Source organism: Gimesia sp. (assembly GCF_048260065.1).
Lineage (GTDB): Bacteria > Planctomycetota > Planctomycetia > Planctomycetales > Planctomycetaceae > Gimesia.
On the sequence record NZ_JBLXHC010000013.1, the window covers coordinates 124,696 to 140,178 of the forward strand.

A 15,483-nucleotide genomic window follows, 5' to 3' on the forward strand; every position below is an offset into this window, starting at 1 on the left:
TACCAGCGTAAACAGAGGCGAATTCTGATTTGCAATGGGTCTGAAATCCGGGTAAAACAGGACTTCCATTCCCGTTCCCACTGGAGACCTCTCTCATGGATTCGATCCCCGTTATCGACACACATCAGCACCTCTGGGATTTAGACCTGTTCCAGCTCCCCTGGCTCGATTTACCGGGCATGGATGTCCTGCGAAACAGCTTTCGCATGGCCGATTATCAGCAAGCGACCCGGAATTGTCCCCTCGCAAAATCGGTGTATATGGAAGTGAATGTACACCCGAATCTGCACCGGCAGGAAGCAGAATACGTGCTGGCATTGTGTGAGGATGAGGGGAATCCGATGTCAGGTGCTGTCATCGGTGGTTCACCCGGCGAGAGCAGCTTTGCCGACTACCTGGATGAGTTTGCCGGGAATCCGTATGTGAAAGGAGTCAGAACTATCCTGCACGATCCCGATCGGCCGCGGGGCATGTGTCTGACGCCGCAGTTCAAAGAAAATATCAGGCTGCTGGGAGAGCGGGGCTTGAGCTTTGATCTCTGTATGCGACCTGCGGAGATCCAGGATGCCGTAGAACTGGTCGATGCCTGCCCGGAGACGCGGTTCATCATCGATCATTGCGGCAACATGAGCGTACAGCCGGATCAGCAGCAGGATCGGGCGGCATGGGAACAGGGTATGCAACTGATGGCCGACTGCGACCGTGTGTTCTGCAAGATCTCCGGAATTATCGCGACAGCAACTCCCGGAACGTGGGAACCCGCCGACCTCAAACAGAACATCGACTTCTGCCTGGATACCTTTGGCGAAGATCGCGTCTTCTTTGGCGGCGACTGGCCCGTCTGTACTTTGACGGCGGACTTCGAAAGCTGGTACCACGCACTACAGTGGATTGTACGTGACCGCGCAGAGACATTTCAGCGGAAGCTGTTTCACGATAATGCGGAAAAGTTTTATCGCTTGTAGACCGTGACTCCTTTTCGATCCTCTCTTGTGATTTGAAATTTAAGTTTACACTGTACCAGGAAGACAGGAACATGAAACAAATCATTTTAGCAAGCCTTATCTTAATGATACTGCCCCGGGCGGCGTTCACGGAAGAGATCGATGCAGCAGCGGGAGAGGCGCTGATGAAGCTGAATCGGGAGTTCATCAATGCGCACGCGGTTGCCAGAAAGTTAAATCTCGAAACAGGCGGGCCGATCATTCTCCTTCAGGATGGAAAGCTCGTGCTGGTCCGCAATGGTGCGGAAACGACGTCTGAGATCATCCTTACCGAGTACGATACGGTGAAAGTCTTTGCGCATATGCCGGTGGCGATCTACCTCATGCTCGGCCCTCCCGGTGCCGGCAAACTCGATACCCAACGTCTGCAGCAACTGGCCGAGTATCATGGGCAGATCGACCGCGTCGAGAAACAGATCGAACACATCGGCCTGGAAGGGGAAAGTCTCAAACGACAGAAACAGCTGCTGGCTGATTCCCGGAAGTTCCTGGAAACGGTGATTCAAAGGCAGGAGTTCAGTACCGAAGAGCTTTACGCTTTCACACGCAGCATGCTGCCCATGATTCAGGCGAACATTGCCGAAGCAGCCGCCAGTCAGCTCGATGCCATGCACCGGCAGGTCATGGCCTGGAAAAAAGAGATGACGCCGGAAGAATGGCAGAAGCTGCGCGTCTCAGTGAAAGGGGCTGTGCTGGCCCGCGATGGCAATCTGGCGATGCAGTACTTTGAGCGCCTGCTGAATCTCGAGGGGCCCGGCATGCGGCTTATTTACATGGAGCGTTATGTGCCTCCCACGCCGATGCTGACCCTGCTGGCCACGCGCTCTGTCGATCGCGGCATCAGCATTGCCTTTTTCGACAATCCCGACCGCATGTTCCGCGACGTACTCGCAGACGCTGCTGCTGCCCACATCAGGGAAATGAAATTCGATTAGACAGCAGCTGGATTTCCTGTTGAGCGCTACGAATGGTCGGGTTCAAATGCTTCGAAATCGTCCTGTTCGACCATATCCAGGCTCGGGCCCGCTTCTTCTTTCGCGTCTTTCGGGCGATAGTAGATTTTAATCGGGATCTCTTTGAAGGGGAGTGCTTCCCGCAGTACGCCGCTCAGGTAACGTTTCCAGGATTCGCTGAACAGTTTCTGATCGTTACATTTCAAGACGATCGTCGGTGGCTCAGTCGCGACCTGCGTCGCGTAGTAAATTTTGGGACGGTGGTTTTTGGTGTAGGGGGGCTGATTGTTCTGGATGGCCGCCCGCACCACTTTATTCAGGCGCCCCGTCGAGACTCGAATGCGCGACTGCTTGTAAATCGTCTGTGCCAGGTTGATGACCTGTTTGATGTTGCGGGAGTCCTTCGCCGTCACAAACGCCACGGGCGCATGTCGCATGGTGCGGAACTGGGACGTCAGGTATTCGTCCCATTTTTCCGAGGTCATTTTACTTTCGCGGCCCAGATCCCATTTGTTGATCACGAAGATACAGGGCTTGTGATTTTCTTCGATCTCTGCGACCAGCTGTTTGTCGACCTTGGAAATGGTCTGCTGCGAATCGAAGAACATCAGCACGACATTAGCGCGACGGATACTGCGTTTCGCCCGGGTTAAACCGTAAAATTCAATATCGTTGGCCAGGCTCTTCCGCTTGCGCACACCCGGCGTATCGATGGCAAGAAATGATTTGTCGTCGAACTCAAACCGGATGTCGACACTGTCGCGAGTGGTGCCGGCAACTTCACTGACAATCATCCGCTCTGATTCTGCCAAAGCATTAATAAACGTACTTTTGCCCACGTTCCGCCGACCGACAATCGCGATTTTCAGTTCGGGTTCGGCAGCCAGGCTTTCCCCTTCGCTGACTTCGAACTCTTCAGCAGGTGGCAGATTGTCCAGAATTGCTTTCATCAGTTCATTGCGGTTCCGGTTCCCTTTCACACTCGTCAATACGACGGGGGAATTTGTCAGGCGAAAGAACTGTGCTGCTTCGTCATCTGTTTTGGTGGAATCGCATTTGTTGATGCACAGGATTTTCGGTTTTTCAATGGACCGCAGACGCTGGGCCACTTCTTCGTCCAGATGTGCCACGCCGAGCGTTCCGTCAACGACAAACAGGATCAGGTCAGCTTCTTCAATGCCGACCTGGATCTGGCGTTCAATGTCTTCAGACAGATCGTCACTGTCAGTGATGCCGATTCCGCCGGTGTCGACCAGTTCAAAGTAGCGGTCTTTTTCATGGATCATGTACGTGACGCGGTCGCGGGTTACGCCGGCGGTCGGGTCGACAATCGCCACGCGATGGCCAGCGAGCCAGTTGAAGATCGAACTTTTGCCAACATTGGGGCGCCCCACGATAGCAATTTTGGGAATAGCCATGGTTTTTACGTTTTTCTCTGGAAAGCGTTTTCAGTATGAATCGAACAGGATTGGGTTGGCTCTCTTGATTTCCAGCCTCGGGACCTGTATCCCTGAGTCTGCTGGTATCAGAATCTGTTGAGCGCCCGCCGATTCGAAGTATGGTTTTTCTGCTGGCATTCAGAGCGTGCTGAAGCCGGGCGGTTTTGAAACAGAACATGACAGGCTGCCTGTGACGGCGTCTGGCATGGTAAGCGGTTGAGTCTTATTTCTTATAGATTATCCAGTTGGGAGACGATTGTTAATCAACTGGCGCTATGCGTTTGGGAAGTTCCGGCTAAATGACGGCATTTGAGCATGAATTAGCGGCCTGGGGGCCCGATTCCCCCTGTTTTCAGGGAACGGATGCTCCAGTCTCCCTGGATGAGGCCCACGCGTATTGCCGCCGGATTGCCCTGGGACATTACGAAAATTTCCCGGTCGTCTCCTGGGCACTGCCGCGGGATTTGCGTCCGCATTTTTACAATGTCTACGCCTTCTGTCGCTGGGCCGACGATCTGGGGGATGAGATTGCAGGGGCCGAACGGTCACTCCATCTGCTGGCGTGGTGGCGGTCACAACTGGTGGAATGCTATCAGAGTATTCAGCAGACCGGGGAAGAGGAATCGTCGGCATCCACGCCCCGTCTGCATCCGGTCTTTATCGCGCTGACTCCTACGATTGTGAAATACAATTTGCCTCAAACCGCCTTCGATGATCTGATCCAGGCGTTCGAACAGGATCAACACGTCAACGAATATCAGACCTTTGAAGAACTGCTTTCGTACTGCCAGAGAAGTGCCAATCCGGTGGGACGGCTCGTACTGCATCTGTGTGAAGCCGTTTCCCCGGAAACTCTGGCCTGGTCCGATTCGATTTGCACGGGATTACAACTGGCCAATTTCTGGCAGGATGTGGCTCGCGATTTTGCGATGGGACGCATCTATCTTCCCCGTGAGGATTATGAGCAGTTCGGCTATACCCGAGCGCAATTTGAACGGCACGAATTCAATGCATCATTTCAGAATTTGATGGCGTTTGAAGTCGCGCGTGCGCGGCAGTACCTGTTGGATGGGGTGCCTCTGATCGCACAGCTGCCGGGTCGTCTGCAGGTCGACATTGATCTGTTTCTCCGGGGGGGCTTGAAAATACTCGATCACATTGAACGGCAGCAGTTCAATGTCTGGAAGCAGCGCCCTGTGGTGTCCCGATTTGAGTTCGGCGTTTTGCTGTTTCAGAGCCTGCTGCGGCGTGTTTCTGGCAGAAATCGTTGATTTGCCGCACCCTCCGTCAGGTTCTCTCTGAAAACAGCGCGCATGAAATTCTGATGAAGAATCGCGTAATCTGATGTTTTGCCCTCTTTCAAACTGGTCTCTTTTTGCAAGATGAGAGGGCATTTGAAAGTTTGACGATCAGCCGGTTCAGAAAAAAATCTTTTAGAAATTTCGGTGAGCTGAGGATTGGATTTGAATGAAATTTGCGTGTAGTTTCTACAAATACAGTGTTTTCCAGAGTCTTGCTAATGATTCTTGACATCTTTGGACGATGTCCAACATTTAGTATTGACTACTGAAATATACACACTATATTGGGTGTTATGAGTGAGTGACTCACAAAAAATACTAAACGGGTGTTTCGTTGTGGGTCGAAAAAAAGTTGGTTTTGCCAGGCCTTCTGGCAGTGTTGTTTTGAATAGTTCCGGGCCGTGCTCTTGTCTCTCTCCAGACTGCACAAAATGCCTGCGAGCTGCTCAGAAAACCTGTCTCTCAGGGGTTTGGTGGATCCTCAGCTCTCACATTCAGATGGTTTTAGAAATCGAATTTCAGATCAGTGAGGGTTTCGTAAGAGCAAAAGGAGTTGCCAGTTCATGCACCATAATAATGCTGCCTGCCTGCTCCCGTCTCTTCATGTTTCCTGTCTTGTCTATTGTTGCATTTCTGAACCCTCTTGATGTGAACTCACCATATTGTGGGGCACTGTGTGAGTCATTGCGGTCTCATCACAACGTTTCTAATTGATACACAAGCTGCTGTCGGCATGGACACAGCCGGATTTTTAGCATTCCATTTAAAGGAGGCAATCGAATGATTCGAGCGCAAACAGAATGGATCGTCACGAAGCGCGGGGGGCGGACGGCTCCCTTTGATGCTTCGCTGATCGGTCGAGCAATTTCCAACGCTTTCCGCGCGGAACTGAACCTTGCGGATAATCAACCACTCGATGACGAAATCCGGATGGAAATCCCGGAGATGGTCGAGTCGGTCGCCAATGAAATTGCATCAGCGGCCAGTACAGACGCCGGGGTTGAAGTTGAAAAAATTCAGGACGTCGTCGAAATGATGCTGATGCGACGGGGGCACTACCGCATTGCCCGCCGCTACATCGTCTACCGTGCAGAACGCGCCAAACTGCGTGCACTCCGCGGATCTTCCGATATGGTGGAAGAATCAGAGAACATCAAATCTACGGCACCCCGGTTCCACGTGGTACTCAAAGACGGAACGAAAGTTCCTTTCGATGAAGCCCGTATCCTGGCCCGGCTCTCCGAAGCCTGTCGGGGACTGGAAGGGGACTGTTCGGCAGAAGACCTGCTGGAAGAAGTCATGCGTTCGATCTTTGACGGAATCTCCGTGGAAGAACTGTATCGCGCGATGATTCTGGCTGCCCGCACCCGTATCGAGCGTGATCCCGCTTACGATACCGTTGCTTCACGCCTGATGCTGAAAATTATCTACAACGATGCCCTGGGAAATGCTCCTTCGGACGTCAATGAACTGAATCAGCTGTATGTTGATCGTTTCGTGCAGTTCCTGGATGACGGGATTGCCGCCAAACGACTTACTCCCGATCTGCATAAGTTCGATCTGAACCGGATCGCGCTGGCCCTGGAACCCAAACGGGACCACCTGTTCCAGTACCTGGGTCTGCAGGCCATCTTCGACCGTTACCTGCTGCACATTGGCGGCCGACGGATCGAAACGCCTCAGTATTTCTGGATGCGTGTCTCCATGGGACTGGCTATCCAGGAAGCAGGGGATGCCACCGGTCGGGCGATTGAGTTCTACAACATTCTCTCCACGTTCCGATTTACATCGGCCACGCCGACTCTGTTTAACTCAGCCACACTGCATCCACAGTTGAGCTCCTGTTACCTGTCGACCGTGAACGACGATCTGGATCACATCTTCAAGTGTGTTGCCGACAACGCCAAGCTCTCCAAATGGGCCGGCGGACTGGGGAACGACTGGACTCAGATCCGGGCGACCAACTCACACATCAGTGGTACCAACGGCCAGAGCCAGGGCGTGATTCCGTTCCTGAAAGTGGTCAACGATACCGCGGTTGCCGTGAACCAGGGCGGAAAACGCAAAGGCGCTGTCTGTTCCTACCTCGAAACGTGGCACATGGATGTCGAAGAGTTCCTCGACCTGCGTAAAAATACAGGCGATGATCGACGTCGTACACATGACATGCACACCGCCAACTGGATTCCCGACCTGTTTATGCGTCGCGTCCGCGAAGATGGCGAATGGACTTTGTTCAGCCCGAATGATGTTCCCGATCTGCACGATCTGTACGGACATGATTTCGAAAAACGCTACGCCGAATACGAACGCATGACAGAGACCGGCGAAATCAAACTCTTCCGCCGCATTTCTGCTGTCGAGTTGTGGCGTAAAATGCTGACCCGTCTGTTCGAAACCGGACATCCCTGGATTACCTGGAAGGATGCGTCCAACCTGCGTTCTCCTCAGGATCATGTCGGTGTTGTGCACAGCAGTAACCTCTGTACCGAGATTCTGCTCAACACTTCACGGGATGAAACGGCTGTCTGCAACCTGGGTTCCGTGAATCTCAAGCTGCACATCGTTGATGGTCAGCTCGATCTGCGGATGCTGGAAGAAACCGTGCGGACGGCAATGCGGATGCTCGATAACGTAATTGACATCAATTACTACCCCACTCCCGAAGCACGCAACTCGAACACCAATCACCGTCCTGTCGGACTGGGGATCATGGGTTTCCAGGATGCGTTACTGGCTCAGGGAATCAGCTATGCCAGCATGCAGGCCGTTGAGTTTGCCGATGCCAGCATGGAAGCCATTTCCTACTTCGCGATTCTGGCCTCTTCCGAACTGGCCGGCGAGCGGGGACGCTATGGTTCTTACACCGGTTCCAAGTGGGATCGGGGGCTGTTACCCATCGACACGCTGGACCTGTATGAAAAAGAACGGGGAATTCCGGTTGAAGTCGATCGCCAGACACGCCTGGACTGGCAGGTCGTTCGCGATTCCATCGCTGCTAACGGCATGCGTAATAGTAACGTGATGGCCATCGCTCCGACGGCAACCATCTCGACGATCATTGGTGTTTCTCAGTCGATCGAGCCTTCCTACAAGCATCTGTATGTGAAGAGCAATCTTTCCGGCGAGTTCACCCAGGTCAATCGTCAACTGGTCGATGATCTCAAGGAACGCGATCTGTGGGATTCCGACATGCTGGAAGCCCTCAAGTATTACGATGGTTCTGTAACGGAAATCGATCGGATTCCCGATGACCTGAAGGCCCGTTACCTGACCGCATTTGAAGTCGAGCCCAAGTGGACGATCGAGTGTGCCGCTCATCGCCAGAAATGGATCGACATGGGACAGTCACTCAACCTCTACCTGGCAGAACCATCCGGCAAGAAACTGCATGAGATGTATATGCTGGCCTGGGAACGTGGGTTGAAGACGACTTACTATCTGCGAACCCTGGCAGCCACACAGGTTGAGAAATCAACCGTGGATGTCAACAAGTTTGGAATTCAGCCACGCTGGATGAAAAACGCCAGTGCTTCTGGCGACATTCAGGTCGAACGGGCACCTGCAGCCAGCATGGTAACCCCCGGTCAGACCTGTAACCTGGACGGCGATTGTGAAGCCTGCCAGTAATCACGGTGTTTTTCCAGCGATCAATTGTGCTCACTTTAACTAATTAATGGATTTAAAGAGGTGTTATGATGACAACCCTGAATACCAATTCCAGTTCTAATACATCGGTCACACCTGTGGGGGATACTCCCACAGGTCGTTTCAAAGCAGATAAAAAACGCCTGATTAACTGCTCTCAGGTCGACGTCAACCAGCTGATGCCGCTCAAGTATCACTGGGCCTGGGAACATTATCTGAATGGTTGTGCCAATCACTGGATGCCTACTGAAGTCGGCATGACCAAGGATATTGAAACCTGGCGTTCGAACAAACTCAGTGAAGGCGAACGTTTTGTGATCATGCGGAACCTGGGTTTCTTTGCTACCGCAGAGAGCCTGGTGGCCAACAACATCGTGCTGGCCATCTTCAAGCATGTGACCAACGCGGAATGCCGCCAGTACCTGCTGCGTCAGGCATTTGAAGAAGCCGTGCATTCGCATACCTTCCTGTACGTGGTAGAAAGCCTCGGACTCAACGAGTCGGAAGTTTTCAATATGTATCACGAAGTTCCCGCGATTGCGAAAAAAGATCAACTGGAAATGGAGCTGACTTCGGAAATTCTCGATCCCGATTTCACCACCGATTCCTTCGAAGGGACTCAGGCCTTCCTGAAGAACCTGATCGGTTACTACCTGATCATGGAAGGGCTCTTCTTCTACACCGGTTTCGTGATGGTGCTTTCGTTCCATCGCCGCAACATGATGACCGGGATCGGGGAACAGTTCCAGTACATCCTGCGGGACGAAACGATTCACCTGAACTTCGGCATCGACCTGATCAACGGCATCAAGCAGGAAAACCCGGAAGTCTGGACTCCCGAGTTCCAGCAGCTGATTATCGATCGCATGAAATATGCCGCCGAGCTGGAAATCGAATATGCTAAAGACTGCCTGCCAACCGGCATCCTCGGTCTGAACGGCGATCTGTTCCGTGAATACGTGCAGCACATCGCTGACCGTCGTCTGGAACGCATCGGTCTGCCCGCCCAGTACGGTTCTTCGAATCCGTTCCCCTGGATGAGCGAAACCATGGACCTTTCGAAAGAAAAGAACTTCTTCGAAACCCGCGTGACCGAATACCAGAGCTCAGGTTCACTGACCTGGGACTGATTCGTCCGCAATAGAAAACAAGGCACCCTCGCAGGGACCACCGACCGGTGGTCCCTTTTTTTATGCACGGTGAGGGGCTGAGAGAAATTGGCCGACTTGTATTAATTATTGCTGCTGTCGGTAAGGAGAAGTGGTATACTGATGGATGGTGAGTTTTGCAGACCGATTTTGAGGGAATAAAAATACAAACAGCAGATGGGCCTGGAATATTCTGTCCTGTAGATGATGAATTCAAAACGTGACCTTCGTTTCGCATGTTTTGGGGAGGCGAGAGACAGATATGAATCACGAGCCATCACTCCCGGAAGAGGCCAGTCAGATGCTGGCCCGGTTGGGGAGTCAAATCGAATACACGGCAAACGAACCCAATGGTCTGGTCAACCTCATGAATTCGGAAGTTGCGAATGAAGACCTGCGTCATCTAATCTTCTATCCTGGCTTCGAAGCGTTAATTCTGGACAATACCAACATCTCTGATGCGGGGCTGAACTTCATTGGTGAAATGAGGAACCTCGAACGTGTGGGGCTGTACGACACACTCGTATCTGATGACGGACTGAAGCCGCTGCTGAAGCTCTCCAAGCTCGAAAAACTCAATATTGCCTGTGCGCCTGGTTGCCTCCCCCCCGGACTGCGGCCGGTACCGGCTGCCAATGTGAGGCGAAACCAGATCACAGACCGGGGGCTGGGCTACCTGACGGAACTGTCTTCGCTGCGCAGCTTGAACCTGCAGGCAACGCGCGTTACCGACGCGGGGTTGTTGCAATATCTTCCGGAATTGCCCCGGTTGCAGCGATTGTCGCTCGCCTGTCTCGACATTACGGACACAGCGCTATTGGCACTCGAAAGTCTGGCCTGGCTCGAAAGCATTAATCTGGGGCACACGGCGGTCTCCAACGAAGCGATTGTGAATCTTGTGGGAGCGAAGGCGTTTTCGCTGCGCCGATTGAATCTATCCAATACGATGGTCAACGATCAGGCGCTGGCAGAGTGTCTGCCAGGTTCCCAACTCAATAAACTGGAGTTGAGCGACACCGGCATCACGGATGCTGCCTGTCAGGCCTGCGTCGAATGTGAATGGCTTACCGATCTCTGCCTGAATTTCACAGACATTACGGATGACGGGGTCCGCCACCTGGCAAATTGCGGGCACTTGCGAAAACTGGAGCTGTTTAAAACGAAGATCACCGATACCAGCCTGGTGTGGCTCGCGGACTCCGGTATCGAAGATCTGGGGCTCGGCTTTACAGCGATTACCGACGCCGGCATTCCCGTCCTGACTGACTTCCCTGCCCTGGAAAGCCTGGATCTGCAAAAGACATCGCTCACAGACAAGGGGCTGCGATTTTTGAGTGAAGCGACCAACCTGAAACAACTGCAACTGGACAATACCGAAATCTCTAACGCGGGGATTGAATTCTTAGTGTCGCTTCCCCTGGAATCGCTGTCGCTGAATCCCAGAATTGACGATGCCGGCTTGAACACGCTGGCGCGTCGCAACTCTCTGCGAAATCTGGCAATCTGGAATTGCAATGTGACAAACTGGCAGCCGCTGACGAAGTTGGAACGTCTCGAGGTGTTACTGATTGACGATTCCGTCACCGACCTGTCACCATTGAGGGAACTGGACCAGCTTAAGTATTTGCTGCTTTGGGGAGACTGTTTTTCTCCGACCGAGCTTGCCAGATTGCGTCTCTCACTTACCCAATGTCAGATCAGGACGTTTCCATTATGTTCCTGCGTATTAAGCGAGTTCTGGTGTTTATGCTGAGGAGAGGATGAGGTCTTGATTTTCGTGTGTATCGTTCCGTTCGTGATTTATAAAATTGTTAATCATGCTGCAGAAAAGCGCATTGGCTTACCACGAGTACAGAGGGCTCTATTAAATGGTCGGGAACCGGTTTCTGCGATTTGTGTCATGAAGTCAGGTTTCGTCGTTTTACCCAATGATCGTTTTGACTGATTTTCAAGTTGACGAAATCGGAGGCGGCTGTTACTCTCTGGCCTTGGAATTGAGAACACGCTTTGATTGCGGGTTTTCTTCCAGCGTCCTTTTCGTTTTCACAGGAAAACAGGTATGACCCTTTATATGCAGCGCGTGCACTGGTGTGACCGACTGTATGTCTCGCCCGAATACAGACGGGTGGGAGACGCTGACGAATCAGACATGCCCCGGGTCTGAAACGGACACTGCTGCTGCGCGCATTCTGAAATGCGTGCGCCTTTCACTGCGTAAGAACTTTGAGAGTTTCTTTGCGCACGGTCCAGGTCTGCTGCGTTCATTGAGCTGAAGAACGTCTCCGCCTGCGCGCTGTCAGCTGTTTCTTCATTGTGTCCCGTTTCGGACCATTAAACTCATCGCCCCCCTTATCGTTTTTATCACGGTCTGTGAACACACTCCCGGTCTGCGCGCTGTGTGCGCCTGAGTTGCGGAATACGTTACAGACACGTTGACGCTACCGGTGCGCACACTTTCAGGAGAAGGTGCGCGCACGACAAACTGTTTCAACATCATATTCATTAAAAATAAAAGGAGCCTGCGAATGGCTATTGCTACGAATCTTGGATTTCCCCGTATCGGCGCACACCGTGAACTGAAAAGAGCGGTTGAAAAATTCTGGTCAGAAAAAATCAGCGAAGCAGAACTGCTGCAGATTGGGAAAGACCTGCGTCAAACAAACTGGAAGCTGCAACAGGCAGCAGGGATCGAACAGATCCCGTCGAATGATTTCTCGCTCTATGACCAGGTGCTCGACACGACGGCGCTGGTCGGTGCGATACCGGCCCGTTTTCAATGGACCGGCGGTGCGGTTGACCTGTCAACCTATTTTGCGATGGCGCGCGGCGGAAAAGGGGGGAAGTCGGTCGATGCGTCTACCGCCGGGGTTGCTGCGCTGGAGATGACCAAATGGTTCGATACGAACTACCATTACCTGGTTCCTGAGTTCGAACCGGATCAGCAGTTCCAGCTGGCGTCGACGAAAATCATTGACGAATACCTGGAAGCGAAAGCGCTGGGCATCGAAACCCGGCCGGTCCTGCTGGGTCCGGTTTCGTTCCTGCTGCTGGGGAAATCGGGGACAGCGGACTTCGACTGCTTAAGTCTGCTCGATCGACTGTTGCCCGTGTATGTAGAAGTGCTGACCCGGCTGGCAGCCGCCGGTGCCAACTGGATTCAGATCGACGAGCCTTGTCTGGTCCTCGATCTGACAGCCGAGCAGCGTGTTGCCTTTCAGCGGGCCTATGATCTGCTTTCGATTATTCCGGGCGGAATCAGGATCGCGTTGACGACCTACTTTGGTCCGCTCCAGGAAAACCTGCCGACAGCCGTTTCATTGCCGGTGGCTGCATTACACGTTGATCTGGTTCGCGCACCTGAGCAACTCGATGACGTGCTGGACCAGCTGCCTGATGAAGTGGCGCTGTCACTGGGCGTCATCGACGGGCGCAATATCTGGAAGAATGATTTCGAGCAGTCGCTGGCGTTGATCGAAAAAGCCGTGAACCGGATTGGCGCCGATCGAATTCTGATTGGCCCTTCCTGTTCGCTGTTGCATACGCCCGTGGATCTGGAAAATGAAACCGATCTGGACCAGGAACTACGTCAGTGGCTCGCGTTTGCACGGCAGAAGCTGGAAGAAATTAGCGTGCTGACCCGTTGTGTCAATACAGGGAGGGAGAGTGTCAGTGAAGCACTGAATGCGAATAAGGATGCCATGGATGCCCGCCGCAATTCGCCGCGCGTCCACCGTCCGGATGTGAAAGAACGCAGTGCCGCCGTGACGGAATCGATGCGTACCCGCAGAAGTCCCTATGCAGAACGTCATGTATTACAGCAGCAGGCGTTGCAACTGCCGTTGTTTCCCACCACGACCATTGGTTCGTTTCCGCAGACGGATGAAATTCGCAAGGCACGTGCCGCATTCAAGCAAGGGGAAATGACAGAGTCGGCTTATGAGTTGTTTCTGCAGGCGTGTATTGCCAGTGATATTCAATTCCAGGAAGATGTCGGTCTGGATGTGCTCGTGCACGGCGAAGCGGAACGCAATGACATGGTGGAATATTTCGGCGAACAGCTGGAAGGTTTCATTGCGACGAAAAACGGCTGGGTGCAGAGTTACGGCTCCCGCTGTGTGAAACCGCCGATCATCTTCGGCGATATTCTCCGCAAGGGGCCGATGACGGTCAAATGGACCGCGTTTGCGCAGTCCTGCACGCAGAAACTGATGAAGGGGATGCTCACCGGGCCGGTGACGATTCTGCAATGGTCGTTCGTCCGCGATGATCAGCCCCGCAGTGAGACCTGTCAGCAGATTGGTCTGGCGATCCGCGCTGAAGTGCTGGACCTGGAAGCCAGTGGCATCCGCATCATTCAGATTGACGAGCCGGCAGTCCGCGAAGGCCTGCCGCTGCGTCGTTCCGACTGGCGGGCGTATCTCCAATGGGCGGTCGACTGTTTTCATCTGGCAGCAGCGGGTGTCGAAGATGAAACTCAAATTCACACTCATATGTGTTATTCGGAATTCAATGACATCATCGAAGCGATTGCTGCCCTCGACGCTGATGTGATTTCCATTGAAACGTCGCGGAGTAATATGGAACTCTTGGATGCGTTCGTGCAATTCCGCTATCCCAACGAAATCGGACCGGGCGTCTACGACATTCATTCGCCGCGCGTGCCCACGGTGGAGTGGATGGAAGCGCTGCTGGTGAAAGCCTTATATGTGCTGGAGCCGCGGCAGTTATGGGTCAATCCGGACTGCGGTCTGAAGACCCGCAAATGGGATGAAGTCAGACCAGCGTTGCAGAACATGGTGGCCGCCGCCAAAACACTGCGTGTGAACGTGAGTGTGACAGAATAAGCCTGCCGATGGGATAGAAGCCTGTTCGTATTCAGTACGGAATGACTGGAAACGGTCATTCCGTACTGATTTTAGATGAAGCAGCGTCTGCCGCTTCCAATTTGATTCAGGATTCGATACCAACAAAGTTATGAAGATCGATTTCAACAGACTGTTTCTGCTGTTGCTCCTGTGGGGGCTGACTGCGGGCTGCCAGCCGGAAGCCACCAGTCCGAAGTCCGCGCGGCCGGAGCCGTCAGTCGGGGAAGAGACGCAGCAATCTGCGAATTCAGCCGTGTATCCTGTCACGGTGACCGACTATCGCGGGCAGGATGTCACGATCCAGAAACAGCCTCAACGCATTGTTTCGCTGTTGCCGTCCCATACGGAACTGCTGTTTGCGCTCGGCGCGGGAGAGCAGATGGTGGGGTGCACGACGTTGTGTGATTATCCTCCGGAAACCAAAACGCTGAAAAAAATCGCCATGTCTAATCCGGGCAGCGTCAGTCTGGAAGCACTGGTCGAACTGCAGCCGGATCTGATTGTACTGGGCGGCGATTATCATCGTTTACTGGGAGAACAGCTGGAGAAAATAAAGATTCCGGTTCTCTCATTTGAATCGCAGTCCCTGGCGGATATCGAGAAATCCATCCTGGGATTCGCAAAAGTAACCGGGCACACGGAGCGCGGTGAGCAGTTAAATCAGCAGATCAAAGAAGACATTCAGGCGATTCAGGAAAAGATCAAACCATTTCAGAAAGCGGCGTCCCCGCGGGTGTTTTACCAGGTCTGGGATCAGCCTTTGATGACGGCGGGCCCGGATTCGTTCATTGGTGAGCTGATGACACTGGTGGGGGGGGAGAATATTTTCAGTGATGTGAAAATTGCCTATCCCCAGGTCAGCGAGGAGACATTGATTGTGCGCAATCCCGATGTGATTCTGCTCCCCGGGCTGAAAAATAATCCGCAGGCGGATCCGCGCGAAGCGATTGCCACACTGAAAAAAAGGCCGGGCTGGGAGAAGATGAACGCCGTGAAGAACCAGCGAATCTATATCATAGAGGATGATCTGATTTCGCGTCCCGGGCCGCGGGTGGTGCAGGGACTGCAAAAAGTGGCGCAGGCTTTGTATCCTGAAGCGTATCCTGAACCCTGAACTTCTGACTG

At 53.1% G+C, this 15,483-nt stretch carries 9 protein-coding genes; 8 read left to right on the forward strand and 1 reads right to left on the reverse strand.

From position 1 onward, the window contains the following. Positions 1-95 precede the first annotated feature (95 nt). Both ACN0YN_RS22505 and ACN0YN_RS22510 read left to right on the forward strand, forming a co-directional pair. Positions 96-965: an amidohydrolase family protein gene (locus ACN0YN_RS22505; RefSeq protein ID WP_417387272.1), complete on the forward strand. Its 870-nt coding sequence runs from the start codon at positions 96-98 to the stop codon at positions 963-965. Positions 966-1,036: 71 nt separating this feature from the next. Next, positions 1,037-1,939, forward strand: coding sequence for a hypothetical protein (locus tag ACN0YN_RS22510; RefSeq protein WP_417387273.1), 903 nt, complete (start codon positions 1,037-1,039; stop codon positions 1,937-1,939). A gap of 26 nt (positions 1,940-1,965) precedes the next feature. Here the strand turns inward: ACN0YN_RS22510 and der are convergent, their stop codons facing one another. After that, positions 1,966-3,375, reverse strand: coding sequence for a ribosome biogenesis GTPase Der (gene der / locus ACN0YN_RS22515; RefSeq protein WP_417387274.1), 1,410 nt, complete (start codon positions 3,373-3,375; stop codon positions 1,966-1,968). Positions 3,376-3,695: 320 nt separating this feature from the next. Between der and hpnC the strand changes: the two genes are divergently transcribed. The 6 genes from hpnC to ACN0YN_RS22545 all read left to right on the forward strand — a co-directional run bounded on the left by hpnC (position 3,696) and on the right by ACN0YN_RS22545 (position 15,472). After that, positions 3,696-4,667, forward strand: a complete 972-nt coding sequence (gene hpnC, locus ACN0YN_RS22520) for a squalene synthase HpnC (protein WP_417387275.1) — start codon at positions 3,696-3,698, stop codon at positions 4,665-4,667. Positions 4,668-5,477: 810 nt separating this feature from the next. Further along, entirely contained in the window at positions 5,478-8,327 is a 2,850-nt protein-coding gene (locus ACN0YN_RS22525; protein WP_417387276.1) for a ribonucleoside-diphosphate reductase subunit alpha, read from the forward strand. Between the two features lie 68 nt (positions 8,328-8,395). Continuing rightward, positions 8,396-9,475, forward strand: a complete 1,080-nt coding sequence (locus ACN0YN_RS22530; RefSeq protein WP_417387361.1) for a ribonucleotide-diphosphate reductase subunit beta — start codon at positions 8,396-8,398, stop codon at positions 9,473-9,475. A 280-nt stretch (positions 9,476-9,755) separates the two neighbouring features. Next, the gene (locus tag ACN0YN_RS22535; protein WP_417387277.1) at positions 9,756-11,246 is read left to right on the forward strand and encodes a hypothetical protein; all 1,491 of its coding nucleotides are present in this window, start codon (positions 9,756-9,758) and stop codon (positions 11,244-11,246) included. A 766-nt stretch (positions 11,247-12,012) separates the two neighbouring features. Then, a complete protein-coding gene (metE, locus tag ACN0YN_RS22540; RefSeq protein ID WP_417387362.1) occupies positions 12,013-14,337 on the forward strand; it encodes a 5-methyltetrahydropteroyltriglutamate--homocysteine S-methyltransferase in 2,325 nt (774 codons plus the stop codon). A gap of 130 nt (positions 14,338-14,467) precedes the next feature. Further along, positions 14,468-15,472, forward strand: coding sequence for an ABC transporter substrate-binding protein (locus ACN0YN_RS22545; protein ID WP_417387278.1), 1,005 nt, complete (start codon positions 14,468-14,470; stop codon positions 15,470-15,472). Positions 15,473-15,483: the final 11 nt, after the last annotated feature.

What these genes read in the sequence shown, in the direction of transcription:
- ACN0YN_RS22505 (WP_417387272.1), top strand. Translation starts at nt 96, where the DNA reads ATGGATTCGATCCCCGTTATCGACACACATCAGCACCTCTGGGATTTA.
- ACN0YN_RS22510 (WP_417387273.1), top strand. Translation starts at nt 1,037, where the DNA reads ATGAAACAAATCATTTTAGCAAGCCTTATCTTAATGATACTGCCCCGG.
- der (WP_417387274.1), bottom strand. Translation starts at nt 3,375, where the DNA reads ATGGCTATTCCCAAAATTGCTATCGTGGGGCGCCCCAATGTTGGCAAA.
- hpnC (WP_417387275.1), top strand. Translation starts at nt 3,696, where the DNA reads ATGACGGCATTTGAGCATGAATTAGCGGCCTGGGGGCCCGATTCCCCC.
- ACN0YN_RS22525 (WP_417387276.1), top strand. Translation starts at nt 5,478, where the DNA reads ATGATTCGAGCGCAAACAGAATGGATCGTCACGAAGCGCGGGGGGCGG.
- ACN0YN_RS22530 (WP_417387361.1), top strand. Translation starts at nt 8,396, where the DNA reads ATGACAACCCTGAATACCAATTCCAGTTCTAATACATCGGTCACACCT.
- ACN0YN_RS22535 (WP_417387277.1), top strand. Translation starts at nt 9,756, where the DNA reads ATGAATCACGAGCCATCACTCCCGGAAGAGGCCAGTCAGATGCTGGCC.
- ACN0YN_RS22545 (WP_417387278.1), top strand. Translation starts at nt 14,468, where the DNA reads ATGAAGATCGATTTCAACAGACTGTTTCTGCTGTTGCTCCTGTGGGGG.